This is a genomic window from Streptomyces sp. NPDC003300 (assembly GCF_040610915.1).
Lineage (GTDB): Bacteria > Actinomycetota > Actinomycetes > Streptomycetales > Streptomycetaceae > Actinacidiphila.
This window is the reverse complement of record NZ_JBEXNE010000006.1, coordinates 211,344-236,017: the sequence shown is the minus strand read 5'-3', so window position 1 is coordinate 236,017 and position 24,674 is coordinate 211,344. Positions and strand designations below refer to the sequence as shown.

Sequence of the window (24,674 nt, the reverse complement as noted above, 5' to 3'; positions counted from 1 at the left end):
CACGGTTCAGCGCACCGGCGCACCGTGGGGGCGCATCGGGATCACCCGTCCGTGGCTCTTCCGGAACGCCTCGGAACCCCGCCGCAGGGACCTCGGACCGGTGCGCAGGACACCTCCGGCGCACGTGAACGACGTGTTCGGGCTCCGGCAGGCGCGCGGGCCGGCCGCGCGCCGCGCACCGCTCCCCGCACGCGGTGGGCGCACCACCCGGCGCCCTTTACGCACACCGGCCCGCCGAACGACGTTTTTCGGCCAACTTCTCTTCCCTGCGCGCCGATTGGGCTTCCGGATCATTAACACCCCCACCACCTGCGGTTCTACGATGCCCAAAGACGCGGAGGGGGCGTTTGGTGGCCCGTGTGGCGGGAGGCGTACTTCCCAGCGGGCTCAGCGAGTGAAACGCTTCGTGATCGAATGCTTTACGCCACGTTGTCTTGTCGACTTAGCGTCAGATGGTGAACTAGTCACTAACGCCCCACCTGACACAGTAGATTTGATCATGGGTGGCCTCATGGGGGAAAACATGCAGGACCGAGGGGACGACGCGTCGATTCGAGGGGGGCTTGAGCTCCATGAGCCAGGAGTCCAGTTCCGTTACGGCGGCGGACAGTCCGTCGCAAGCACCATCGGCATCGCCTCGCGCCATTCGTAAACTTTCCGCGCGACGCCGACCGGAAGTCGTCGCCGTGCTGCTCTTCAGCGGCGGACCGATCTTCGAGAGCTCCATACCGCTCTCGGTCTTCGGCATAGACCGGCAGGACGCGGGCGTGCCCCGCTACCGACTGCTGGTCTGCGCCGGGGAGGACGGCCCGCTGCGGACCACCGGCGGACTCGAACTGACCGCGCCCTACGGCCTGGAGGCACTCTCCAGGGCCGGCACGGTCGTCGTGCCCACCTGGCGCTCGATCTCCCAGGCACCGCCGCCCGAGGCGCTGGACGCGATCCGCCGCGCCCACGAGGAGGGTGCCCGGATCATCGGACTGTGCACCGGCGCCTTCGTGCTGGCCGCCGCCGGGCTGCTGGACGGCCGCCCGGCCACCACGCACTGGATGTACGCGCCCACGCTCGCCAAACGGTATCCCTCGGTGCACGTGGACCCCAGGGAACTGTTCGTGGACGACGGCGACGTCCTCACCTCCGCGGGGACCGCCGCCGGGATCGACCTGTGCCTGCACGTGGTGCGCACCGACCACGGCGGCGAGGCCGCGGCGGCGCTGGCCAGACGCCTGGTCGTACCGCCCCGCCGGGCGGACTGGCAGACCGGTCAGCGACACCTCGACCGGTCTTTACCCGAGGAAATCGGCGCCGACCCGCTGGCCGAGGTCGTCGCCTGGGCGCTGGAGCATCTTCACGAGCAGTTCGACGTCGAGGCGCTGGCCGCGCGCGCGTACATGAGCCGTCGGACGTTCGACCGGCGGTTCCGCTCGCTCACCGGCAGCGCGCCGTTGCAGTGGCTGATCACCCAACGGGTGCTCCAGGCGCAGCGGCTGCTGGAGACGTCGGACTACTCGGTCGACGAGGTGGCGGGCCGCTGCGGCTTCCGCTCGCCCGTCGCGCTGCGCGGGCACTTCCGGCGGCAGCTCGGCTCCTCCCCCGCGTCCTACCGGGCGGCCTACCGCGCCCGCAGGCCGCAGGACGAGCCGGACCGCACGCCGCCCGCACCCGACCTGCCGCCGCCCCGGCGCGGCCCGGTCTCCCAGATCCTGGCCGCCCCCGGCAAGACGGACAGTGACGCCTATGTCGCCGCCCGTGTGCCCGAGCAGCCCGGCAGCAGGGCCGAGGCGGCCGAGAGCGCGTCCCGGGGGCGGCTGCGCGCCCCACGCAGCCTGGGCGCCGCACTGCCCGGCTCACGGGATCGCCCCGTAGGGTGAGGCGTATGAACGACCGGATGGTGTGGATCGACTGTGAGATGACCGGGCTGTCACTGGCCCACGACGCGCTGATCGAGGTGGCCGCGCTCGTCACGGACTCCGAGCTGAATGTGCTCGGGGACGGGGTGGACGTGGTCATCCGGCCGCCCGACGAGGCGCTCGTGACCATGCCGGACATCGTGCGGGAGATGCACACCTCCTCCGGTCTGCTGGAGGAGCTGCCCGGCGGGATCACGCTCGAAGAGGCCGAGAAGATCGTGCTGGGGTACGTGCGCGAGCACGTGGCCGAGCCGCGCAAGGCGCCGCTGTGCGGGAATTCGGTCTCCACCGACCGCGGCTTCCTCGCGCGCGACATGGGGACCCTGGAGCAGCACCTGCACTACCGGATCGTGGACGTCTCCTCGATCAAGGAGCTGGCCCGCCGCTGGTACCCGCGCGCGTACTTCAACAGCCCGGAGAAGAACGGCAACCACCGGGCGCTGGCCGACATCCGCGAGTCGATCGCGGAGCTGCGCTACTACCGCGAGGCGGTCTTCGTCCCCCAGCCGGGGCCGGACACCGACACCGTGCGGGCCATCGCGGCCAAGCACGTCCTGCCGGCGGAGTAGCGCGGCCGGAAGGCCCTGCTGAGCGGCCAGGAAAGGCCGCGGAGAGCGGCCGCGAAAGCTCGCCAAAAGGGATGCGCGAGCACGCCCCCGCACCCTGTACACTTCTTCAGGTCGGCGCCTGAAAGCGCCGGACATGGTGGGTGTAGCTCAGTTGGTAGAGCACCTGGTTGTGGTCCAGGTGGCCGCGGGTTCAAGTCCCGTCACTCACCCCATACGAGAGGCCCGGCCCGCGGAAGCGGACCGGGCCTCTCGCGTGACTCACGTCACATCAGGGGTGGTCGTACGCCGCCTCACTCGTTGAAGAGCAGCGCGTACGAGCCCATCGCCAGCGCGATGTCCGCCTGGGCCCAGAAGCGGTGGTAGGTGAAGGTCGGGGCGGCTCCTCCGCCGAGGTAGGTGGCGATCTTGGACCAGTTGGGGTCGTTCTTGTAGAAGGAACGCAGCTCCAGGAAGGTCGAGCTGGAGTTGATCTTGTCGCCGTTCGGCATGGCGCCGGAGAAGGTGGACGGGACGTAGACCGGGTCGTTGAAGCGGGAGAAGTCCGTACGGGTCTCCGGCACCGCGATGCCCAGGGCGTCCTGGTTGTTGCTCCACATGCCGTCCAGCAGCGCCTTGGCCGTGGTCTTGGCGGCGGCGTTCCCGGACTTGGCGCCGTAGTACGACAGGGTCTTGGCCAGGGCGGCGGCGACACCGAGGTCGTTGCCGTAGGACGTGACCGTGACGTGCAGGTTGGCGTTGGCACCCGGCGAGGCGGCGTTCCAGGTGTCGGGAGCGCCGGTCCAGGCCAGGTCGGACGGGATCTTGAAGGTGCCGTCGGGGTTGATGGTGGTCTGGGAGATCGCCCAGGTCACCCACTTGTCGAGCACCGCCTTGGCCTTGGCGTCACCGGTCTGCTGGTAGTACTCGGCGACGCGCTCCATCGACCACGCCTGCATGCCGAACCACTGGTTCGACGGCGGGTCGTGGTAGACGGGCTCCCAGTCGTACGCCATCCCGTAGAAGGTCGGCGTGCCGACCGGGGGCTGGGCGTAGGCGCCGTCCCAGCTATTGGTGGCACCGCCCGCGATGCCGCCCTCCTTGGACTGGAGCCAGGTGTAGAACTCCAACTGCCGGGTGAGGCTGGTCGACCAGTCCTGCTTGCCGGTGGCCGACTTGGGGGCCATCGCCGGGTCGGTGGTCAACGCGTAGGCCGCCAGCGGGTTCTGGTAGCCGAAGTGCGAGGCGCCGTCACCGATCCGCCAGGACCAGCCGCCGCCCGTACCGCTGGAACCGCCCCAGGCGTAGTACCAGGACAGCAGGTAGTGCTCGCTGTCCTTGCCGGTGCCCGCTGGGCAGGACGGACTCGTGCAGTTGCCGATCTTCTTGAAGTACTTGTCGAAGAACGAGTACCGCAGGTAGTCGCCCATCTTTCCGGCCTTGGCGACCGTGGTCGCCACATCGGCGCCCTTGCCCTGCGCCTTGGCCCAGGTGTCCGCCCAGTAGGCGGCCTGGATCGCGCGCGCGTCGGCATCCGGGGCGTCGGTGTACTTCCACTGCTTGGCGTACGACGAGTCGCCGGTGAACAGGTCCAGATAGCCGTTGGTGCCGCCGTACTTGAAGGCGTCGCAGGTCGGCTGCGGCACCGTCTCCCACACCGACTCCTGCGCGCCGCGCTGGAAGGTGTTGATGTACGAGGGACCGGCCGCCGTCGGGCCCAGCTCGCAGCCGCCGCCGGGCGTGTCACCGAACCCGTAGGTGTTGTCCACGTCCTGGAGCCAGTGCATGCCGTAGATGTCGGACGTGCCGTACGCCGACTTCAGCTCGTTCGCGATCGGGTCCTGACCGACCGGGACGCTCGTGTCGAGCTTGGACGGGTAGTCCGAGGGCAGCGGGTGCTCCGGCGCGTACGTGGCGGGCTTGCTCGGGTCGTAGAAGCTGTTCGTGGGCTGGTCGGCGGAGGTGGGGATCATGTACTTCTCCATCAGCGCCCAGGCCCCGTTGAACTTGCTCCAGTCCTGGGTGATCCGGCCGTACATCGCCTGGAGCCAGATCAGGTACGAGTACGCCTCCGACGTCGTCTCGTGCCCGTAGTCCGGCGCCTCCACGATCAGGGTCTCCACCGAGTGGTAGGGGATGCCCTGCGGGGAGAAGTAGCCGTTGGCCGGGTCGGTGATCTTGCCGTAGAGGTTCAGGAAGCGGGAGTCGTACGTGCCGCTGGTGCCCGTCACCTCCGTCACCGTGACGTCGGCCTTGGCGAAGCCGGTGGCGGTCGCGGAGAAGGTCGCCGCTCCGCTGCCGGTGGCCGCGGCGGCGACGGTGACCGTCTGCGCCGTGCTCCAGTTGGCGGGGGTGAAGGTCAGGCTGGCGCCGGACTTCACGGTCAGCGAGGTGTTCCCCGAGGTGCGCGCGACGGCGACCGTGACATTGGCCGACGGCGCGCCGGACAGCTTGACACCGAAGGTGCCGGTGCCGCCCTGCGTGACCGAGACCTGCGTGGGCGAGGCGACGATCGAGGGCCCGGCGGCCACGTGCACGCCCACCGGGGTCGATTCGCCGGACGCGCCCAGGCTGTCGTACGCCTTGGCGTAGACCGAGTAGTCACCGGCCGCGACCGCGGGCCAGGTGAAGGTGTAGGGGGAGGTGGTGTCGGTGCCCAGCAGCGTGGTGTCGCTCCAGAACTCCACCTTGCTGACGGTCGCCGAGTCCGCCGCGACCGCGGTGGCCGCCAGCGGGATGCTGGCGCCGGCGGTGTACGTGGCCCCGGCCGACGGGCTGGTGAGCACGGTGAGCGGTGGCTGGTGAGCGCCCCCGCATACGGTGCCGTTGACGGCGAAAGCGGTCGGCGCCGCGTTCGTGCCGCTGTAGTTGAAGTTGGCGCTCGTGGTCACACCGGCGTTCGGCGCGATCGTCTTGTTCCAGTCGAGCGATTTGACGGTGACGTTCTTCCCGGTCTGCGACCAGGTGCCGTTCCAGCCGCTCTGGAGCGTCTGGTTGCCGGCGTAGGCGTACGTCAGTGTCCAGCCGTCGATCGCGGCCGTACCGCGGTTGGTGATGGTGGCGTTGGCGGTGAAGCCCGAACCCCAGTCGTTGGCCGAGTAGTCGACGCTGCACTGGAGAGTGGCCGCGTGGGCGACGGTTCCGCCGCCTGCCACGGTCAGGGCGAGCGGCAGGGACAGCGCGACGGCGAAAGCCGTCACCAGCCTGCGGATCCGCTTGCTGATCGGTCTTCCTCTGGGCATGCGAGAAGCCCTCCTCGCGGTTCTGTGGGGGGATGGAAACATCTGAACCAGTGGGAGCGCTCCCACAATCAAGGCGCTGTGAGCGCACTGTCAAGAGGTGAAACAGAACGGCATGTTCATGCCGCTATCACCGGAGAGTCGCTACAGAAGTCGACACGGTCGTCACCGAACCCCTACCGCCCTCGCCGACTTGCCGCTATGGTCTGCGGCGGACCAGTGGGAGCGCGTCCACTTCTCGATCCCCCCACTTACGAGGAGTCGCACATGCGACGACCCACGCGCACCGCGGCATTCGGGATCGCGGCCGTCACGACGGCCGCGACCGCCGCCGCGCTACTACCCGCCGCGCTCGGCGCGACCGCGTCGGGTGCCGCCCCCGCCTGTTCGGTGGCCTACTCGGTGACCAGCCAGTGGGACGCCGGATTCCAGGGCGATGTGGTGATCACCAACAACGCCGCCGCGACGACCAGTTGGAATCTGAGCTTCGACTTCCCCGGCAGCCAGAAGGTCACCCAGGGCTGGAACGGCACCTGGACCCAGTCCGGCAAGACCGTCAGCGTCGCCTCGATGTCGTACAACGGGACGATCGCCACGGGCGGTTCGGTGAGCGCCGGATTCCTGGCCAACTGGTCGGGCTCCAACCCGGCGCCGACGGTCTTCAAACTCAACGGGACCACGTGCAATGTGAACGGCACGACGCCGCCCACCACGCCCACGACGACCCCGCCCACGACACCGCCGACCACTCCCCCGACCACACCGCCCACGACACCTCCGACAACGCCGCCGACGACTCCGCCGACGACTCCGCCCGGTGGTGACACCGCGCCGCCCAAGCTGCACGTCTCCGGCAACCAGCTCGTCGACTCCACCGGCAAGAACGTCGTGCTGCACGGCGTCAACCGCTCCGGCACCGAGTTCATGTGCGCGCAGGGCTACGGCGTCTTCGACGGCCCGGTGGACGACGCGGCGATCGACGCGATCAAGAGCTGGCACGTCACGGCGGTCCGCGTCCCGCTCAACGAGGACTGCTGGCAGGGCCTTTCGTACGTGCCCGCCGCGTACGGCGGCGCCAACTACGTCTCGGCGATCACCGGCTGGGTCAACCGGCTGGTCGCGCACGGCATCACGCCGATCGTGGAACTGCACTGGAGCCACGGCACGTACACCGGCAACTCGGCGGGCTGCTCGGACGTCAACGCGACCTGCCAGAAGCCGATGCCGGACGCGCAGTACGCGATCCCGTTCTGGACCGGCGTGGCCAACGCGTTCAAGAACAACACCTCGGTGGTCTTCGACCTGTTCAACGAGCCCTACCCGGACCGCGCCACCTCCACCACCGAGCAGGCGTGGACCTGCTGGCGGGACGGCGGCACCTGCCCGGGGATCGGCTACCAGGTGGCCGGCATGCAGTCGATGATCAACGCCGTACGCGGCACCGGCGCGCAGAACGTGATCCTGGCGGGCGGTCTGGCGTACTCCAACGACCTGACCGGCTGGCTGGCGCACAAGCCCACGGACCCGACGGGCAATCTGGGCGCCTCGCTCCACGTCTACAACTTCAACACCTGCTCCTCGGCGGCCTGCTGGGACTCGCAGGTCGCGCCGGTCGCGGCGCAGGTCCCGCTGGTGGCCGGTGAGATCGGCGAGAACACCTGCTCGCACGGCTTCATCGACCAGTTCATGAACTGGCTGGACGCGCACAAGCTGTCGTACCTGGGGTGGACCTGGAACACCTGGGACTGCTCCTCGGGACCGTCGCTGATCTCGGCGTACGACGGGACGCCGACGGCGTACGGGATCGGGCTGCGCGATCACCTGGCGTCGCTGGGGTAGCCCGGTGACGTGACGAGCCGGAGCGGTCCCGCGCATGGATGGCGTGTGCGGGGCCGCTCCTTCGCGCCGCGCGGGAGTGCGAGGCGCGAACGACGGCGCGCGGGGTGTGAGCTGCGGGTTCGGCGTCCGCTCGCGTTCGGTTCTCGAAATCGGGCACGGGGCCAACTGACCATTATTGAACAACTCATTGACGCGGCTGTTCGGCGCTTGTAAACATCACCTCGCCGGGAGAGCGCTCTCAATGCACTCCGGCTCCCTCCGGCCTCCATCACGGACCCCCACCCGGTTGAGGAGAACACATGTCAGGCAGCACTACCCTGTCGGTGCGCCAACGGCCATGGCGCGGCGGGCGCCGGCCGGTTCTGATCTTCACCGTCCTCGCGGCCCTGCTGGCGAGCCTGGCGCTCGTCTGGACCCAGTCTCCGGCCCGCGCGGCGGACACCCTGCTCTCCCAGGGCAAGCCGGCCACCGCGTCCTCGACGGAGAACGCGGGCACGCCCGCGTCGGCCGCCGTGGACGGCAACACCGGCACCCGCTGGTCGAGCGCCGCCGCCGATCCGCAGTGGCTCCAGGTCGACCTCGGCTCCTCGCAGACGATCACCTCCGTCGCCCTCAACTGGGAGGCGGCGTACGCGAAATCCTTCAAGATCCAGACGTCGGCCAACGGCACGACCTGGACCGACATCTACTCCACCACGACCGGAACGGGCGGCAACCAGACGCTGACCGTAAACGGTTCCGGGCGCTATGTCCGGGTGTACGGCACGGTCCGCGCCACTCAGTACGGCTACTCCCTGTGGGAGTTCCAGGTGTACGGCAACGGCGGTACGACGCCGCCCGCCGCCTGCGGCACGGCCAACGCCGCGCTGAACCACCCGGCCACCGCGTCCTCCACCGAGAACGCGACCACCCCCGCCTCGGCGGCGGTCGACGGCAACACCGGCACCCGCTGGTCCAGCGCCTTCGGCGACCCGCAGTGGCTCCAGGTCGACCTCGGCTCCTCGCAGACCATCTGCAAGGTCGGCCTCAACTGGGAGGCGGCGTACGCCACCGGCTTCCAGATCCAGGTGTCCGACAGCGGTACCGGCGGTTGGACGAACATCTACTCCACCACCACCGGGACCGGCGGCGTCCAGGCGCTCAACGTCACCGGCACCGGCCGCTACCTGCGGGTCAACGGCACCGCCCGCGCCACCGCGTACGGCTACTCGCTGTGGGAGCTGACCGTCAACACCACCGGCGGCGGCACCACGACTCCCCCCACCACACCGCCCAGTGACAGCTTCTGGGGCACGACGGACGACATTCCGGCCGCGCACAATGTGATGGAACTGAAGATCCTCAACCGGACCAACGGCCAGTACCCGGACAGCCAGGTGTACTGGAGCTTCAACGGCACGGTCCACTCGATCGCCGAGCAGCCGTACTTCGACATGCCGGCGAACTCCTCGGGCCGGATGTACTTCTACCTCGGCTCGCCGAACAGCCAGTACTACGACTTCATCGAGTTCACCATCGGCGCCAACGTCTTCAACGGGAACACCACCCGGGTCGACGCCTGGGGCCTGCCGCTGGCCATCCGGCTGCACACGCACGACGGCCAGGACGTCCAGCTCGGTGACAGCCAGGACCTGTTCAACCAGAGCCGGGAGGCGACCTTCGCGCAGTTCCAGGCCGCCGTACCGCAGCAGTTCAAGGTGCTGGCCCAGACCCAGGCCCCGTACCGGATCATCGCGCCGGGCAGCGACCCCAGCTTCCGCGCGGGCGGCGCGAACGCCAACTACTTCACGGCGTACGCCAATTCGGTCGGTGTCAACGAGCCCACGTCCAACATCTTCGGCTGCGCGGGCTCGCTGGCGGGCAACCCCGGCATGTGCGCCGCGCTCAACCGGCACACCGCCAACCTCCCGTCCAGCCAGTGGGAGGACCCGACCAAGTTCTACACGGGCGGCGACCCGGCCAACTGGTACGCCAAGTTCTGGCACGACCACGCGATCAACCACCTCGCCTACGGGTTCCCGTACGACGACGTGGCCGGGCAGGCCGCGTACGCCTCGCTCCAGAACCCGCAGTGGATGGAGATCGCGGTGGGCTGGTAGCACCCGCTGCCGCTCCTTCCTTCTCACCGTTCTTTTCTCCTCCCCCCCACAAGCCGGGGGCGGGCGGCGGCCGTTCATGGCCGCCGGCCGCCCCCGGCGGCATGTCCGGGTCCGGACGCGCGTCCGGGTCCCGTGGCGTGTCCGGGTCCGGCGGCACGTCCGAGGCCCGTGGCGGGTCCGGGTCCGGCGCGCGGGTCCGGCTTCTTTGCGACTCGGATATCTCGCCATGGCGGACGTTTTACCTCCGGATATCCGTGGACGAAACGGGTGTTACGCGTGAGGCGGTGTTGACATGTGCTCGACATCGTTTGATGGTGGGGGACGGCCGGTGGTGAGAGCGCTCTCGTGCGGTGGAGGCGCGCTGGACTGCCGGGCGCTGTTCGAGTGTGTTGTCCCCCCACGATTTCTCGCTCGCGAGAAGGTGCAAAGGAGCGCGTCGATGCGACGTATGACTCGTACGGGCTGGTGTCTGTCCGCCGTAGTGGCTTTGGGAGTAGGGGCGTTGGGGCTGGCGCCGGTGACCTCGGCGTCGGCCTCCGAGCCGTTGTCGCCGGGACTGGTGAGCGCCATGCAGCGGGACCTGGGGCTGACCCAGACGCAGGCGACCGCGCGGCTGAAGGCCGAGGCGACGGCGACCACGCTGGCGCCCACCGCCCGGCGCGCGGCCGGAAAGGCGTTCGGCGGCGAGTGGTTCGACGCCGCCTCCGGCAAGCTGGTGGTGGGGGTGACCGACAGCGCCGCGACCAAGGCCGTACGCGCGACCGGCGCTTCGACCGTGAAGGTCGCGCACACCGCGGCCGCGCTGGACTCGGCCAAGGCCGGGCTCGACACCGCGGCCAAGTCGTCGGCCGGTGCGCCCGCCGCGGTGCGGAGCTGGCGCGTCGACGTCACGACCAACCGCGTCGTCGCCGACGTACAGGCGGGGGCGGAGAACCGCGCGGACGTGGCGGCCTTCCTCGCGCCCGCCCGCGCCGCCGGGCTGCTGACCGTCAAGGCCGACAGCTCCCCCGCGCCCCGCACCTTCTCGGCCGGGACCGTCGGCGGTGACCCGTACTACATCAACGGCAACACCCGCTGCTCCATAGGCTTCTCGGTGGTCGGCGGCTTCGTCAGCGCCGGGCACTGCGGCACGCCGGGCAGCTCCGTGGCCGGCTGGGACGGCTCGGCGATGGGCACCTTCGTCGGCTCCACCTTCCCCGGCAACGACTACTCCTACATCTCCATCGGCAACGGCTGGTGGACCGTCCCGGTCGTCCTCGGCTGGGGCACCGTCAGCGACGTCCTGGTCCGCGGCTCCAACGTCGCCCCGGTCGGCTCCTCCATCTGCCGCTCCGGCTCCACCACCCACTGGCACTGCGGCACCGTCCTGTCCCAGGGCGACACCGTCAACTACGCCCAGGGCGCGGTCTACAGCCTGACCGGCACCAACGTCTGCGCCGAACCGGGCGACTCCGGCGGCTCGTTCATCACCGGCGACCAGGCCCAGGGCGTCACCTCCGGCGGCTGGGGCAACTGCGCCAGCGGCGGCCAGACCTGGTTCCAGCCGGTCAACCCGATCCTGAGCCGCTACGGGCTGACCCTGGTCACCGCCTGACCGGATACGGGACCCGTCGCGGTCCCGGTGATGCGTGACAGGTGATGCGTGACAGCTGCGCCTGGTGCGAAGTCGGCGAGGACTTCGGCCGGGTCGGCGGAGTCGGTCGCATGTCGTGTGTCCATGCCTCTAGGGGCGTGTGAGGCGCCGGATTCTTGAAGCCCAGCCCCTTCGGGGGCGGTGGAAAGAATCCGGCGCCTCGCGCGTCCTACTCCATGTCCGGCAACGCGGGGCGACCCGCAGATCGAATGGAGCGGAGGACATGGGACAAGGCTCGGGGGCCATGACGACGAGCGCCGTACCGCCGCCGAAACGGCTGTCGGAGGAGCTGGAAGGGCTCATCGAGGCAGAACTGAAGGAGGTACATCCCCGCCTGCTCAGGGCGGTCAGGCGACTGACCCGGGACGCGGTCCTCGCCGAGGACATCACGCAGGAGGCGTGCATCGCCGTCATCCTGGAGTACCGCAAGGGCACCGTCTTCGAGAAGCCGGTGATCGTCTTCGCGACGGTGGTCGCCCGCAACAAGCTCAAGTCGCACTACAACCGGCTCGGTACGCGCTACGAGGACCCGACCGGGGAACTCCCCGAAGGCGTCCCGTGGCCCGGCGTTCCCGGCCGCCCCGCCGCGGACCATCTCACGGCCTCACTGGAGTTCATCGAACTCCTCGCCGCCGTACGAGCCGCGATCGGCCACGAACGCCCGTACACCATATGGGAATTGACCCATGTGTGGGGCCTGAGCGGGGTCGAGATCGCCGCCCACCTGGGCGTCTCGCCCGCGACCGTCAGCAAGGACCTGAAGAAGGCCACCCGACTGGCCTTAGGCATCGGCCCGGAGGAGGAATGGCGCGCGGAATAGGTCTGCTTCTCGGGACCACGGATCACTTTCACCGTGGTCCCGAGTCGGGATCTAATCCCGACACGAAGAACAGGGGGAGACAGGGAGGATGCACGTGTCGAAACCGAATCGAGGGGATTCACCGCACGAAAGGATGCTGGCATACCTGAACGAGAGTGACCGCACGATGAACGACCCGCCCGAGCCCGAGGGGGGCAAGGGCGTTGGGGGCACGACCGGTTGGCATGAGCTGTACGGGGGACTCATGGCGACCGCGGAGGCAGTCCGGATCGTGGCGGGGGCCACGGCGGACGCGCCGACGACCGGGGAGGACGTCGCCGGCGCACCACGGGAACACCCGGGGGAACACCAGGGGGAATGGGTACCGGTCGGCGGCACGCGGGGGCGCTGATCCGTATCCCGAACGTGCCCGTTGCCCGACGCGAGGGGGTCGTCGAGCAACGGGCACATCGACGGATGGCAGAGCTCACGTCAGACGTGACGACACGAAGTGTCAGCAAGGGCCAAATGTACTTCAGACCCGTTGACGGGGAATCCAATGGGCGGCTCCAATCACCGCTGTCCCCACCTATTGGTAACCTCATAGCGACTCACGCCATGTCGAACGGCCAACTCGTCGGCACCGGCCTCCTCGGCCACGCCCCCCGCAACCCCGCCGAGCAGCAGTTCCACGCTACAGAATTCCCGTGATAGTGAAATCCGATGAGCCGTTCACAGGGAAATTCTATTCAATTGCGCACCGCGCTTGATCCCGAACCTGCACGGACAACACCTCAGAGGTTTCCATCTCACGGAGAATCCCTCGGACGACGTCTTGATCGAAATCCTCTCGGCGAGACATTTCAATGACCCACGGAGCAGCCAGTTGCATCCAATACGAACGGCCAGACCTCCACGCCGACTCGACCGTCAGCTCAATTAGCCTCTCGGGAGTCGATACGCCGCCCCGACTGAGCTGCTCCCACGAGCGGGCATATTCAGCCAGGGATTCGGGCAGATCACGCTCCAGGTAGGGCCACATGGGAACGAAACCGGAGCTCACAAGCGTAGCTCGCCCTTCCGAATCCACCCCGACCCCAATACGGCCGTCAGGCATGATCCCAATCCATGCCCCGTCCCCTCGGTCCACCACCGGAGTCCAATTACTCATCTGAACTCCGGGAAGCGGGTGCCCGCGTAGGGCGCGGCGTCCTCGGTGAGGGCCGAAGCGGCCTTTCCCTGCGGGGACTTCTCCGCTGTCTGCGAAGGAGGAGCGGCGAACGCCTGCCCGCCCGCACCCAAGGGCGCGAGGCCGCCCGTCACCATTACCGCCGCCACGGCAGCAATCAACGACCTGCGCGCATGTCTGCTCAGCACAGAGCTCTCCCCCGCCCCAGCCCCAAAGTCCCCACCCGGAGCCACAGAATTCCCACAAGTTCGCAGATCTTACATGTGATGTACATGCTCAGGTCAAGGGTGCATAAAGGGGTCTTCTGGCGGGTGGGCGGACGATGGAGACCACGGGCATATCCGGAGGGAGTCCTTCCATGCGGAGGGGGCGATCACTCGTGGGCATAATCTGCTTTACTCCACGCCGTGGATGACAGAGGGGCGTCTCAGCCTGGCGGTGGAAGTAGCGGCGGAACGGGCGTGGACGGGGTGCTTGCGCCGCAACAACCGGGCTCGGGAAATGAGTTGCCGGAATATCCCCGTGGGGGGCCTACGGATCAGGCTGTGTACGGGCAGGTGCCGGTGGGCGGGATGCCGCCACTGGCGTCGTGGGGCCGACGGGTAGCGGCGGCACTGATCGACGGCATCATCGTGTACGTGCCCGAACGCATCGTCTGGTACGCGCTGGGCAGCACGCCGGCAGCCGCCCAGTGGGGCGCACTTCTCGTCCTCCTGATTGCCATCGGCCTGAGCTACGTGGCGGGCACCACCGGGCAGACCCCCGGAAAGAAGGCGGTCGGCATCCACCTCCTACGCGAGGCCGACGGGCAAGTCCTCGGCGTCGGGAGGGCCTTCGGCCGCTGGCTCCTGCACATCCTCGACGCCGTCTGCTGCGGGCTCGGCTATCTGTGGCCGCTGTGGGACGAAAAGCGGCAGACCTTCGCCGACAAGATCGTGCGCTCCGTCGTCATCAAGCCCTGACAGCCGCAGGCGCGACAGCGGGGGCCACGGCGATGCCGCCGTGGGCGCGACGCCGGGCCTGAGTGACGAGCCGGGGCCGGAATCGAGCCGTGGCGACGACCTTGGTCGCGATGACGAGTCTCCGCTTCACGACGCCGAAGGCGGCCTGGGGGCGGGGCGGTTGGTCCGGTAGCGGCCGGGGGTTGTGCCGAGGACGGCGGTGAAGGCGGCGATGAAGCCGCTGGGGTTGGCCCATCCGCAGGCGGCGGCGGTGCGGAGGGTGTCGTTGCCGTCGGCGAGGAGTACGAGGGCGTGGTGGATGCGCAGTTGGGTGCGCCACTCGTAGAAGGTCATGGCGAGTTCGTCGTGGAAGAGCCGGCTGAGGGTGCGGGGGCTGGCGCCGATCGTCCTGCCGAGTTCGGCCAGCGTGGAGTTGTCCGCCGGGTTCTCGTAGAGGATCCGGGCGACGGCTCGCAGCCGGTCGTCCGCGGGCTGCGGCAGGTGCAGGGGCTGTTCGTGCGCTTCCTGGAGGTCGTCGACGAGGACGCGCAGGAGGCGGGAGCGCGCGGCGGGGCTGTGCGCGGGCACGTCGGCGTCGTGCGCGCGGGGTCCGGTCAGGGCGAGCAGGACCTCGCGGGCGAGGCCGGAGGCGAGGAACACGGCGGGGTGGCCGGGCAGGAGCCGGGCGAGGGACGGCGTGAGGAAGACGATCCGCATGTCGGTGACGCCGTGGGCGCGGTGGTGGTGCGTGAACCCCGCCGGGGTCCAGGCGACTCGGTCGGCGGGCACGATCGAGGTGCCGCGCTCGGTGTGGACCGCCAGGACGCCGCTGGCCGCGTACACCAGGTGGCCGCGTGGGTGCGACCGCGCCTCGCTCGCCTCGCCGGACGGCCAGAGGTGGCGCCCGCCGGACGGCCACACATGGGACGTCACACCGGCGGCCGGGCGAGGTTGGCGGCGAACGGGCATGACTTGGCATCGTAGCGGTACCACGCCACCGCCTGCCCCCGTGAGACTGGCTCTGTACGCAGTGGTCCCGCGGCGCGCCGAGCGCCTGACCGGGCCGCGTGTCACCCGGAGAAGGAGAAGCACATGGCGACGTTCGTCCTCGTACCCGGCGCGTGGAAGGGCTCCTGGTCGTTCGAGGCGGTGGTCCCGCTGCTGGAGCGCGCCGGGCACACCGTGCACGCCCTGACCCTGACCGGTCTGCGGCCGGACGACGACAGCGCGACGGTCGCGACCGCCGGTCTCGACACGCACGCCGATGACGTGCTGCGGTGCCTGGACCGTCACAGCGTCACCGGCGCGACGCTGGTCGGCCACAGCTACGCCGGGATGGTGGTCGCCGCCGCGGCCGACCGCGCGGAGGGCCGGATCTCCCGGCTGGTGCACCTCGACGCCTACGTACCGCGCGACGGTGATTCGTGCTGGTCGTCGACGAACGACCACTTCCGGGAGGTGTTCGCCGCCGGCGCCGCGGCCACCGGCTACTCCGTCCGGCCGCCGGACGGCGGCGATCCCCGCCGCCGCCCCCATCCCCTCGCCGCCTTCCTCCAGACGGTCCGGCTGACCGGCGCGGTCGCCCGCGTCCCCCGCCGCGAGTTCGTCTACTGCTCGGGCTGGGAGAACCGGACACCCTTCGCCGGCCTCCGCGCCCGCCTCCAGGCCGACCCCGCCTGGCGGGTCCACGACCTCCCGACCGGCCACGACGCCATGCACGAGGCCCCGGACGCCGTCGCCGCGATCCTCCTCGCCGACGCCGACGCCAACGCCGACGCGCACACCGCCGCCGACACCACTGCCACCGCCCACCCGAGCGCCTGAGCCCGGCGCATGTCGCATCCCGCAGCCGAGCTCACGGCGTTCATGGCGCGGTATGAGCAGGCCAACAACAGCCACGACATCGCACGCGTGGTGCAGCCCCGGTCAGGGGAGGGACGGGGCACGAACGTGATCGTGAAGCGGGACGGGGCGTGGAAGATGCTGCACGAGACCTGAGTTCCTGACCCGCCGGTGGGCCGGTGGGGGTCCTTGGGGCCGGGATCCGGCGTCGCCGCCCGGGGCGGAAACTCGGGTGCGGGGGCCGGACGGGCGTGTCTAGGGTGCGGCTCGGACGTCGAGGGATCGGAGAGGTACGGGGTATGAGCAGTGAACTGTTCGCGATCTGCTTCAACGCGACGCGGCCGACGGGGCTGGCGAGGTTCTGGTCCGGGGTGCTGGGCTGGGAGGTGATCCCCGGTGAGGACGAGGACGCGCAGGGCGGTGTCGCGATCGTGCCGCCCGCCGCGGACGGGGCGACCGGCGGCTTCCGTATCCGCTTCCTGCCGAGCCAGGAGCCCAAGTCCCGCCAGAATCAAGCGCACTTCGACCTGACGAGCGCCTCCGCCGAGGACCAGCGGCAGACGGTGGCCAGGGCGCTGGAACTGGGCGGACAGCACATCGACATCGGCCAACTCCCCGAAGAGGGGCACGTCGTGCTCGCCGATCCTGACGGCAACGAATTCTGCGTCATCGAGCCCGGCAACACATTCCTCGCCGACACCGGCGTCATCGGCGCCCTGGCCTGCGACGGCACCCGCGAGGTCGGCTGCTTCTGGAGCGAGGCCCTGCGGTGGCCCCTGGTCTGGGACCAGGACGAGGAGACCGCGATCCAGTCCCCCGAGGGCGGTACGAAGATCACCTGGGGCGGCCCGCCCGTCGCCCCCAAGACCGGCACCAACCGCCTCTTCTTCGAACTGGCCCTCCCCGCCGGCGCCGACCGCTCCGCCGAGGTCGACCGCCTCCTCGCCCTGGGCGCCACGCGCCCCGAGGCCGCGGAGACCGACGGCGGAGCCCACGTCCTGCTCCTCGACCCCGACGGCAACGAGTTCTCCGTCCGGAGGCCCGGATAGGCCGTCCTGCCCGGATGAAGCCGTCCTGCCCGAGCCTGCCCCGGCCCGGCTCCCGCCGCGGCTCGCCGCGGTCAGTCCGCCGTGACGCCCCAGTAGCCGATCGAGACCGGCCTGCCGTCGGCGTCGTAGAGGACGGTGCGGTTGCCCGCCGCGCGGTCGGGGTAGAGGTCGCCGCGGTCCGACACCGCGGCGGTCCACTCGGCCTCGGTGGGACGGCCGCCGGGGCACCAGGCGCGGACCTCCGCGTCGGCCAAGGGGCCCGTGAACGGCCCCTCTTCGTCATCGTCCCGAACCCGTGGTCGTCCTCGGAGAGTTCGCGCTCCTGCTCGGCCCGGAACGCCGCCGCCGGATCCGGGCGGTGCGGAACCCCGTGGCCGAGGCGGAGGGGGAGCGTCGGCCACGGGGCACGGGGGTCAGATTCCGCAGGAGGAGGCGCTCCAGTAGCGGGAGCTCTGGTCGCCGAGGTGGGCGTGGGTGCTGTGGCCCGGGTAGCCGGGGCCGAGGATCTCGTTGAAGCCGTGGTAGCGGGCCTCCTGCACGATGCGGCAGTAGCTCGGCGAGCCGATCAGGTCGACGGCACGGCCGTACATGTGGTTGCTGTTCGAGGCCCCGCCGACGGCACTGTTGCACGAAGCTGAGCGGAAGCCGCTGCTCGTGTTGAGCGGCTGGTCGCCCAGCGCGTGGCGCAGCGCCTCCAGCTTCCACATGAGCCGCAGGGCGTTGTCACGGGCGGTGGCCGCACTGACCGCGCCGCCCGCCCAGGTGGTGTTGCAGCGGTTCATCTCGCCGAAGGTGAAGTGGATCGGGGTGCAGTCGGTGTCCTGGAGCGCGCCGATCTTCGCGAAGGTCTGCGGCCCGGCGATGCCGTCCGCCGTGAGGCCGTACGCCTGCTGGAAACGCACGACGGCGGACTTGGTCGCCGGCCCGAACTGGCCGTCGGTCGCCAGCACCGCGCCGTAGCCGGGGTACCCGGCGATCCGGATCTGGAGCTGGCGGACGTCCTCACCGCTCGCGCCCTGGCTGAGGGTGCGGCCCCAGGAGTAGCAGCCGGCCGCATGGGCGCTGCCCGCCGTCACGGCGGTTCCGACGAGGATAGCTGACGCAAACATGACAATAGCGAGTAATGCACGGACGTACCGTCTCAACATCACGCCTCCCATGGGGGGTTCACGGACTCATGAGACTGCCCGACGTTGTCTATGCGCGTCAACCACTCCTTGACCTGGCATATTCGCCTGGCGCACCTCGCCCGCGAACGCCGGCGGGGCCGCGCGGACACGGTGTCCGGGCGGCCCCGCCGAAGCAGGCACAGCCGAAGCAGGCACAGCCGAAGCAGGCACGCGGGCCGAGGGTCAGGACCCCTGGGTGAACGTGTAGTGCGGGGAGTCGTACTGGGGGCCGTTCTTCTCGTACGTGAACCAGTACGTGAGAACGCTGCCGGTGGAGAGGCCGTTGACGGTCTGGGTCCAGGTGCCGGAGGAGTTGGTCATGCGGAAATTCTGCTGACCCGCGCCGTTGACGAGGTAGTGGACGTCGACGTAGGCGGCCGGGGTGGTCGGGGTGAAGGAGATGCGGGCCTGCGTGGAACTGGTGGAGGTGACACCGGCGGTGTAGTCGGGCGTGGTGGTGCTGCCGCCCGTGCTGCCCGCGCTCGAACCGGAGCTGGTGCCGGAACTCGTACCGGAACTCGTACCGGAGCTGGTGCCGGAACTCGTACCGGAACTCGTACCCGTGCTCGTACCGGACGACGTACCGCCGTTGTTCGTGCCGCCGACCGTGCCGCTGCTGCCGCCGGTCGTCTGGTACACGGCGAACCAGTCGACGCTCATGCCCGCGCCGGAGCTGATGTCGGCGGACGGGGAGGTGCAGCCGCAGACCTTGTTGGGGTACGAGCCGCCGATGGCGACGTCGAAGATGGCGAAGAAGCCGTGGTCGACGGCGGCCTGCCAGGTGGCGACGGAGACCTGGTTCTCGTTGACGGTGTAGGTCAGATTGCCGTCGAGGTAGAAGCGGAGCTGCTCGGCGGAGGTGTTGGTGCGGTCGATGACGGCCGAGTACTTGTGGAAGCCGGTCTGGCAACCGGCGCACGGCTGGAGGTCGCTGGTGATGCCGTCGGGGTCGTGGCACTCGCCCGCCCACTGCCCGCAGTGGAAGGTGGTGGAGTGCTTACTGAGGGCGTTGACGTCCTCCATGATGTCGATCTCGCCGATGCTGGGCCAGTTGGTGGCGCTGACCGGGCGGGCGGCGGCGCCCATCGCCCAGAAGGCGGGCCAATAGCCGAGCCCGCTCTGGGGGTTGGGCTGCTGGATCGAGGCGCTGATTTCGAGCTGACCGCCCGCGGGGGCCGCGAAGTCCGTGCGCTGGGTCTCCACGCGGCCCGAAGTCCAGTGCCCCGAGGCGTCCTTGACCGGCTTGATCACCATGTGGCCGGAGCCGTCCTGGTAGACGTTCTGCGTCGAGTCGGTGGAGGTCTCGATCTCGCCGGTGCCCCAGTTGCCCGCGCCGCCGGGGTAGCTCGTGCCGATGTCGTAGAGCCAGTTGGACCGGTTGAGGCCGCTGCCCGCCGCCCCGTTGAAGTCGTCGCTGAACACGGTCGTCCACCCCGCCGCGGGTCCGGGAACGGCCGCCGACGCCGAACCGCCGGACAGCACAAGGCCGGTGATGCCGGTCACGAGGAGGAGCAGGGCGCTGAGCACGGCCGTGGGACGTCCGCTGACGAAGCGGCGGGCGGCCGATGGAGGGGATGTCGTCATGGGCAGGTGCTGCCTTTCGGTCGTGGGGGGGACAGCTGCCGTGGGGGCGGGGCGCTGAGCGTGAGCCGTAGTCCGTGGTACGTGGTCCGTCGTGCCTGGTACGTGGTCCGTCGTGCGTGGTACGTGGTACGTGGTGCGTGGTCCGTCCTGCTCGTGCGCGACCCGCCGCCCGTGGTGCCGTACTCGATATGCGTGATGCGGGCATGACATATCGGGAATCCTGAGAGCGCTCTCAGAGCTGCGTGCGAATGGAGTGTCGGGCGGAACGGCGGGGGCGTCAAGGCATCGCACACAGATCCGCCGGGTGGGGGGCGGCGGCGGACGGGGCCGGGCACGCGTCACGGCCCCCGCCCGGGGAGGGCGGAGGCCGTCACAGGCACCGGGGCCGCGGGGCCCGCTCGATCACCTCTGCGAGGCGACCGGCTCGCGGTCCAGGTCGGGACCGGAGGCCGGCTCGCCCTCGCTGAGCCCGAACCGGTCGTGGAATCTGCGCAGGAAGCCCGGCGCGTACCAGGCCGATCCGCCGAGCAGGCGCATCGCGGCGGGGACGAGGACACCGCGGATGGCGACGGCGTCGATGAGGATGGCCAGTCCGCTGCCGAGGCCGAACATCTGCATGAAGCTGAGCTTGGCCGTGCCGAAGGCGAAGAAGCTCACGGCCAGCAGGCAGGCCGCCGCGGTGACGATGCGCCCGGTGTGCCCGAGGCCGTTGACGACGGCCGACTCGGTGTCCTCGCCCTGGTCGTGGAGTTCCTTGATCCGGCTGGTGACGAAGACCTCGTAGTCCATCGAGAGTCCGAAGACGATGCAGAACATCAGCACGGTCATCGACATCTCCATCGGCTGCGCGGTGAAGCCGAGCAGGGAGGAGAGATGGCCGTCCTGGAAGATCCACGTCATGACGCCGAGGGTCGCCACCAGGGTGATCGCGTTGAGCAGCAGGGCGCGCAGCGGCTGCACAACGCTGCCGGTGAACAGGAAGAGCAGGATGAAGGTGGTGAGGACGACCAAGCCGATGGCGAGCGGGAGTTGGCCGCCGATGGAGTGCCTGGTGTCGACCAGTTCGGCGTCGGTGCCGCCGACCAGCGGGTGCGTTCCGGCGGGCGGCGCGAGGTCCCGTACCGCGCCGACCAGGTCCTGGGCCGCGTCCGACCTCGGCGTCAGGGAGCTGGTCACGCTGATCCGCTGCCCGTCGGGGCGGCCGAGGTTGGCGCTGCCCGGCCCGGCGGCGGAAGCCTGCCCGTCGGCGTAGGTCCCGGTGCTGGTCTCGACCCGTACGACACCCTTGAGCTGCGACAGCCGCTGCGCGTACGACCCCAGGGGGCCCTTGTCCACGGCCTGGCCGAAGACGATCTGGAGGGCGGAGTCGTCGCTGCCGGTGAAGTCGCTCCTGAGCGTCGCGGAGACCTGGCGGCTCTCGGCGTCCTTGGGCAGCACGCGCTCGTCCGGGGTGCCGAAGACGATGCCCAGCAGGGGGCTCGCCGCCGCCAGCAGGACCACGAGCACGGGCAGCGCGGTGAGCGCGGGCCGCCGCATGGAGGTACGGGCCAGCCGCGCCCACACGGAGACGCGGGCGGTGGAGTCGGCGGAATCCGTGGAGCTGGCGGAAGTCGTGGCGCTCGCGGCGCTCGCAGAACTCACGGCCTTCGTGTCGTTCGCGGCGCTCGCGGCCTTCATCCAGGGCATCCGCCCGCTGTTGACCCGGTGGCCCAGGACGACGAGCAGCGGCGGCATGACGAACAGCGCGCTGACGGCCGCGATGGCGACGACCCCGACGCCCGCGAAGCCGAACGAGCGCAGGAAGTACTGCGGGAAGACCAGGAGCGCGGCGAGCGCGGCGGCCACGGTCGCCGCGGAGAACGCGACGGTGCGGCCCGCGGTGTGGACGGTCCGGCGGACGGCGTCGTCCACGCTCGCGCCCGTCGCGAGCTGCTCCCTGAACCGGCTGATCATCAACAGGCCGTAGTCGATGCCCAGTCCGAGGCCGAGGGCCGTGGTGAGATTGGTCGCCGTGTTCGAGACGCTGGTGACGTCCGCGAGCAGGGACAGCTCGGCGAACGAGCCGAGGATGGCGATGACCGCGATGGCCAGCGGCAGCAGGGCGGCCACCGCGCTGCCGAAGACGAACAGCAGCAGGACGAGGGTCAGCGGGATCGCGATCAGCTCGGCCAGTTCGAGGTCCTTGACGACCTGCGTCGCCATGTCGTTGCCGACGGCGGCCACACCGCCGGCCCGGACCGTGAGCGCGTCCTTGTACGTACCGCCGAAGTGGTCGAGAAGCTTCTCGGCGTTCTTCTGCTGCTGCGTCGGGTCGCCCTTGACGTGGGCGAGCACCATGGCCTCGCGGCCGTCCTTGGACCGCAGTTCGGTGCTCCGCGTGTCCCAGTACGAGACGACGTTCGCCAGCGTCTTCTCGCTCTTCAGCTCGGCGACCAGGGCCCGCCCGTTCCGCTCGGCCGCCGGGGCGTCCACGCGGCCGTCGGCGATACGGCCGTCCGCGGTGCGGACGAGCAGCACCAGATTCGTCTCGCCGCCGAATCTCTTGTCGATGAGGTCGCGTGCCCGGGTGGACTGGGAAGCTGGATCGTCGAAGCCGCCGCCCAGTAGCTTGGTGAAGGCGCCAGCACCCACGGCACCCATGACGGCCGTCGCCACGATGGCGACGATGAGTACCAGCCGGGACCGGCGGATCGCCAGTTCGGCTATGCGTTCGAACACGCGAGATCTCCTCTGCGGACTTGCGGGCGTTCTGGACGCGCGTACCGGCGCAGTCGCGGGTGTGCGGGGCCCGCGGAGTCGCGCCGTGCGGCGGATGCGACGGGAGTGACGTCGCCGTGACGAACGTAGACAGCACACAACAGACTTTGGCAGTGCGAGATTTACCTGACAGTGTTCAAATTCCGGATACACGCCAAGGAAGCCGTCGTAGGGTGGGCGCATGCCCGCCGAGGAACACCCGCCAGCGCCACCGGACGTCTCCACGCCGACAACACAGCCGACACCACGGACGACACCGCAGACACCGTCGGCACCGCCGACACCAGCAACGCCGCCGCCACCGTCGTCCCCGCCCTCCCCGCCCTCCCCGCCCTCCGCGCCCGCCGCGCCCTCTCTGCGTGAACGGCGGCGCGCGGCAGCGACGCAGGAGATCCTGGACGCCGCCGAACACCTGATCGGGGAGAACGGCCCCGAAGGCCTGTCGATGCGCGCGATAGCCCGCGGCCTGGGCATGACCGTCCAGGCGCTCTACCACTACTTCCCGAGCCGGGACGCCCTCGTCACCGTGCTCGTCACCAAGGCGTACGACGACCTGACCGCCGCCGTACGTTCCGCGCTCGACCGAGCGGCGGCGGACTGGCCGGATCTGCCGCGCCTGGTGGTCGCGGCCGAGGGCTACCGCCACTGGGCCATCGCCCACCCCGAGCGGTACCAACTCCTCTACGGGACACCGCTGCGGGGGTACGCGGCCCCGCACGACGGCATCACCACCCAGGCCAACCGCCGGATGAGCGTGCTCTTCCAGCGCGAACTGTTCGACGGCTTCAGCACCGCGCAGCTCGCGGCGGCCGACGTCCCCGCGCTCTCGCCCCGGCTCCTGGCGCACCTGGACCGGCTGCCGCCGGAGGGCCCGGGAGAGCTGCCCCCGCCGGCGGTCGCTCTCCTCATGGAGGCGTGGGGCCGCCTGCACGGGCAGGTGGTCCTGGAGGTCTTCGGGCACACCTCGTTCCTCGGCGAGCACCAGGCCGAGGTCTTCCGCATGGCGATGCGGAATCTGCTCGCGGACGTCCGCCGCCGTATCCCGGCGGACGTGATGGTGCCGCAGACGTAGGACGGACCCGCAGCGAGTGGGCCCGACACCCGCGCGGGCCCGGGGCCCACGCGCGCCCGGCAGGGATCAGGGGGCGGTCTCGGCCCCCAGGATCGCGGCGAGCTGGCGCGGCTCGGAGAACATCGGCCAGTGCCCGGTGTTCATCTCCACCAGCCGCCACCGCTTGCCGTCCAGGAGCGCGGCCACGTCGCTGTTCGGCTCCGGGCCGTCCAGAAGGCACTTGATGTACGTCGTCGGGAGGTCGGCGAGCGGGCGGGACAGCGCGGCGGGCTCGGTGAGCGAGGCAGCCGGATGCGGGGTCGCGCCCGCGACGAGCCGGGCGATCTGCTCGTCGGTCAGGCCCTGGCCCTCGAACTCCCCGGCGGCGGGCGGCGGCCAGAAGCCGTCCCCCTCGGCCAGGATCGCCTCGAATCTGGCCTGCCCCTCCCACCAGCCGGACGCGAACGACCCGCCCTCGACCGGCACTTCGGAGTCGACCAGGACCATACGGGCCAGCCGGTCGCCGATCCGCCCGGCGGCCTGGCCGACCGGAATCCCCGAGTAGCTGTGCCCGACCAGGACCACGTCCCGCGAATCGAGCCGCTCCACCTCGGCCACGATGTCCTCGACATGCGTCCGCTGCCCGGCGTCCGGCGCGGCGCCCCGCTTCTCGGCGAGCCCCGACAGCGTCAGCGGATGGACGCCGTGCCCGGCCGCCCGCAGCTCGGGCACCACCTCGTCCCACGCCCACGCGCCGAGCCACGCCCCCGCGACCAGTACGAATTCAGCCATGGCGGCAACGTATCCGAGGGGTACGACAATCCCGCCGAGGCCCGCACGCCGCCGCGCGACATCCGTACGACAGCCGTGCGACAGCCCCCGGCAGACGGGCGGCACCCGCGCCAATCCGTACGCCGTACCGCGCCGAATACAGGGTGAGAGCCCCGACCGGCACAGCCCGGCACAGCCCGGAACAGCACAGCGGAGCCGCCGCCTCACCGGCCGGCACCGCGGAAAGCGAGCGCGTC

At 70.2% G+C, this 24,674-nt stretch carries 20 protein-coding genes, 1 tRNA gene and 1 pseudogene; 14 read left to right on the top strand and 8 right to left on the bottom strand.

What is annotated here, in order from left to right; genetic code table 11:
* Positions 1-572 precede the first annotated feature (572 nt).
* The 3 genes from ABZX65_RS11955 (at position 573) to ABZX65_RS11945 (ending at position 2,691) form a co-directional block, all read left to right on the top strand.
* A complete protein-coding gene (locus ABZX65_RS11955; RefSeq protein ID WP_355336981.1) occupies positions 573-1,871 on the top strand; it encodes a helix-turn-helix domain-containing protein in 1,299 nt (432 codons plus the stop codon).
* Between the two features lie 5 nt (positions 1,872-1,876).
* Entirely contained in the window at positions 1,877-2,479 is a 603-nt protein-coding gene (gene orn / locus ABZX65_RS11950; RefSeq protein WP_355336979.1) for an oligoribonuclease, read from the top strand.
* 136 nt (positions 2,480-2,615) lie between these two features.
* Positions 2,616-2,691 (top strand) — tRNA-His (locus tag ABZX65_RS11945).
* Between the two features lie 78 nt (positions 2,692-2,769).
* Here ABZX65_RS11945 and ABZX65_RS11940 read toward each other — a convergent pair.
* Complete coding sequence (locus ABZX65_RS11940; protein ID WP_355336977.1) at positions 2,770-5,697, bottom strand: glycoside hydrolase family 48 protein; 2,928 nt, start codon at positions 5,695-5,697, stop codon at positions 2,770-2,772.
* A 264-nt stretch (positions 5,698-5,961) separates the two neighbouring features.
* Between ABZX65_RS11940 and ABZX65_RS11935 the strand changes: the two genes are divergently transcribed.
* The 5 genes and pseudogenes from ABZX65_RS11935 to ABZX65_RS11915 all read left to right on the top strand — a co-directional run bounded on the left by ABZX65_RS11935 (position 5,962) and on the right by ABZX65_RS11915 (position 12,085).
* Positions 5,962-7,533: a cellulose binding domain-containing protein gene (locus tag ABZX65_RS11935; RefSeq protein ID WP_355336975.1), complete on the top strand. Its 1,572-nt coding sequence runs from the start codon at positions 5,962-5,964 to the stop codon at positions 7,531-7,533.
* A 299-nt stretch (positions 7,534-7,832) separates the two neighbouring features.
* Positions 7,833-8,324: pseudogene (locus tag ABZX65_RS11930) on the top strand (discoidin domain-containing protein); the annotation flags it as partial.
* Positions 8,325-8,342: 18 nt separating this feature from the next.
* On the top strand, positions 8,343-9,632 hold the full coding sequence (locus tag ABZX65_RS11925) for a beta-1,3-glucanase family protein (protein ID WP_355337224.1): 1,290 nt from the start codon (positions 8,343-8,345) through the stop codon (positions 9,630-9,632).
* Positions 9,633-10,071: 439 nt separating this feature from the next.
* On the top strand, positions 10,072-11,226 hold the full coding sequence (locus ABZX65_RS11920) for a S1 family peptidase (RefSeq protein WP_355336973.1): 1,155 nt from the start codon (positions 10,072-10,074) through the stop codon (positions 11,224-11,226).
* Positions 11,227-11,488: 262 nt separating this feature from the next.
* Complete coding sequence (locus ABZX65_RS11915) at positions 11,489-12,085, top strand: sigma-70 family RNA polymerase sigma factor (protein ID WP_355336971.1); 597 nt, start codon at positions 11,489-11,491, stop codon at positions 12,083-12,085.
* A gap of 1,146 nt (positions 12,086-13,231) precedes the next feature.
* On the opposite strand, the gene ABZX65_RS11910 is transcribed toward ABZX65_RS11915, so the two are convergent.
* Positions 13,232-13,441, bottom strand: a complete 210-nt coding sequence (locus ABZX65_RS11910) for a hypothetical protein (RefSeq protein WP_355336969.1) — start codon at positions 13,439-13,441, stop codon at positions 13,232-13,234.
* Positions 13,442-13,825: 384 nt separating this feature from the next.
* On the opposite strand from ABZX65_RS11910, the gene ABZX65_RS11905 reads away from it, so the two are divergent.
* Positions 13,826-14,215, top strand: a complete 390-nt coding sequence (locus ABZX65_RS11905) for an RDD family protein (RefSeq protein ID WP_355337222.1) — start codon at positions 13,826-13,828, stop codon at positions 14,213-14,215.
* A gap of 126 nt (positions 14,216-14,341) precedes the next feature.
* Here the strand turns inward: ABZX65_RS11905 and ABZX65_RS11900 are convergent, their stop codons facing one another.
* Complete coding sequence (locus tag ABZX65_RS11900) at positions 14,342-15,163, bottom strand: helix-turn-helix transcriptional regulator (RefSeq protein ID WP_355336967.1); 822 nt, start codon at positions 15,161-15,163, stop codon at positions 14,342-14,344.
* A 123-nt stretch (positions 15,164-15,286) separates the two neighbouring features.
* Here ABZX65_RS11900 and ABZX65_RS11895 point away from each other — a divergent pair, with 123 nt between their 5' ends.
* From ABZX65_RS11895 to ABZX65_RS11885, 3 genes are all read left to right on the top strand, one after another.
* Positions 15,287-16,018, top strand: a complete 732-nt coding sequence (locus tag ABZX65_RS11895; RefSeq protein ID WP_355336965.1) for an alpha/beta fold hydrolase — start codon at positions 15,287-15,289, stop codon at positions 16,016-16,018.
* A gap of 9 nt (positions 16,019-16,027) precedes the next feature.
* Positions 16,028-16,192, top strand: coding sequence for a hypothetical protein (locus ABZX65_RS11890; RefSeq protein WP_355336963.1), 165 nt, complete (start codon positions 16,028-16,030; stop codon positions 16,190-16,192).
* A gap of 143 nt (positions 16,193-16,335) precedes the next feature.
* On the top strand, positions 16,336-17,085 hold the full coding sequence (locus tag ABZX65_RS11885; protein ID WP_355336961.1) for a VOC family protein: 750 nt from the start codon (positions 16,336-16,338) through the stop codon (positions 17,083-17,085).
* Between the two features lie 71 nt (positions 17,086-17,156).
* On the opposite strand, the gene ABZX65_RS11880 is transcribed toward ABZX65_RS11885, so the two are convergent.
* From ABZX65_RS11880 to ABZX65_RS11865, 4 genes are all read right to left on the bottom strand, one after another.
* Positions 17,157-17,339: a hypothetical protein gene (locus ABZX65_RS11880; RefSeq protein WP_355336959.1), complete on the bottom strand. Its 183-nt coding sequence runs from the start codon at positions 17,337-17,339 to the stop codon at positions 17,157-17,159.
* Positions 17,340-17,498: 159 nt separating this feature from the next.
* Positions 17,499-18,233: a D-Ala-D-Ala carboxypeptidase family metallohydrolase gene (locus ABZX65_RS11875; protein WP_355336958.1), complete on the bottom strand. Its 735-nt coding sequence runs from the start codon at positions 18,231-18,233 to the stop codon at positions 17,499-17,501.
* 204 nt (positions 18,234-18,437) lie between these two features.
* A complete protein-coding gene (locus tag ABZX65_RS11870) occupies positions 18,438-19,838 on the bottom strand; it encodes a glycoside hydrolase family 16 protein (protein WP_355336956.1) in 1,401 nt (466 codons plus the stop codon).
* Positions 19,839-20,240: 402 nt separating this feature from the next.
* A complete protein-coding gene (locus ABZX65_RS11865; RefSeq protein WP_355336954.1) occupies positions 20,241-22,556 on the bottom strand; it encodes an MMPL family transporter in 2,316 nt (771 codons plus the stop codon).
* Between the two features lie 171 nt (positions 22,557-22,727).
* On the opposite strand from ABZX65_RS11865, the gene ABZX65_RS11860 reads away from it, so the two are divergent.
* On the top strand, positions 22,728-22,958 hold the full coding sequence (locus tag ABZX65_RS11860) for a hypothetical protein (RefSeq protein ID WP_355337262.1): 231 nt from the start codon (positions 22,728-22,730) through the stop codon (positions 22,956-22,958).
* Complete coding sequence (locus ABZX65_RS11855) at positions 22,951-23,667, top strand: TetR/AcrR family transcriptional regulator (protein WP_355337220.1); 717 nt, start codon at positions 22,951-22,953, stop codon at positions 23,665-23,667. The genes ABZX65_RS11860 and ABZX65_RS11855 overlap by 8 nt, the downstream gene beginning before the upstream one ends.
* 66 nt (positions 23,668-23,733) lie before the next feature.
* Here the strand turns inward: ABZX65_RS11855 and ABZX65_RS11850 are convergent, their stop codons facing one another.
* Complete coding sequence (locus ABZX65_RS11850; protein WP_355336952.1) at positions 23,734-24,438, bottom strand: alpha/beta hydrolase; 705 nt, start codon at positions 24,436-24,438, stop codon at positions 23,734-23,736.
* Between the last annotated feature and the right edge of the window lie 236 nt (positions 24,439-24,674).

Bases quoted from the DNA above. Each gene is read 5' to 3' on its own strand.
- ABZX65_RS11955 (WP_355336981.1), top strand. From the start codon at position 573: ATGAGCCAGGAGTCCAGTTCCGTTACGGCGGCGGACAGTCCGTCGCAA.
- orn (WP_355336979.1), top strand. From the start codon at position 1,877: ATGAACGACCGGATGGTGTGGATCGACTGTGAGATGACCGGGCTGTCA.
- ABZX65_RS11940 (WP_355336977.1), bottom strand. From the start codon at position 5,697: ATGCCCAGAGGAAGACCGATCAGCAAGCGGATCCGCAGGCTGGTGACG.
- ABZX65_RS11935 (WP_355336975.1), top strand. From the start codon at position 5,962: ATGCGACGACCCACGCGCACCGCGGCATTCGGGATCGCGGCCGTCACG.
- ABZX65_RS11920 (WP_355336973.1), top strand. From the start codon at position 10,072: ATGCGACGTATGACTCGTACGGGCTGGTGTCTGTCCGCCGTAGTGGCT.
- ABZX65_RS11915 (WP_355336971.1), top strand. From the start codon at position 11,489: ATGGGACAAGGCTCGGGGGCCATGACGACGAGCGCCGTACCGCCGCCG.
- ABZX65_RS11905 (WP_355337222.1), top strand. From the start codon at position 13,826: ATGCCGCCACTGGCGTCGTGGGGCCGACGGGTAGCGGCGGCACTGATC.
- ABZX65_RS11900 (WP_355336967.1), bottom strand. From the start codon at position 15,163: ATGCCCGTTCGCCGCCAACCTCGCCCGGCCGCCGGTGTGACGTCCCAT.
- ABZX65_RS11895 (WP_355336965.1), top strand. From the start codon at position 15,287: ATGGCGACGTTCGTCCTCGTACCCGGCGCGTGGAAGGGCTCCTGGTCG.
- ABZX65_RS11890 (WP_355336963.1), top strand. From the start codon at position 16,028: ATGTCGCATCCCGCAGCCGAGCTCACGGCGTTCATGGCGCGGTATGAG.
- ABZX65_RS11885 (WP_355336961.1), top strand. From the start codon at position 16,336: ATGAGCAGTGAACTGTTCGCGATCTGCTTCAACGCGACGCGGCCGACG.
- ABZX65_RS11875 (WP_355336958.1), bottom strand. From the start codon at position 18,233: ATGTTGAGACGGTACGTCCGTGCATTACTCGCTATTGTCATGTTTGCG.
- ABZX65_RS11870 (WP_355336956.1), bottom strand. From the start codon at position 19,838: ATGACGACATCCCCTCCATCGGCCGCCCGCCGCTTCGTCAGCGGACGT.
- ABZX65_RS11850 (WP_355336952.1), bottom strand. From the start codon at position 24,438: ATGGCTGAATTCGTACTGGTCGCGGGGGCGTGGCTCGGCGCGTGGGCG.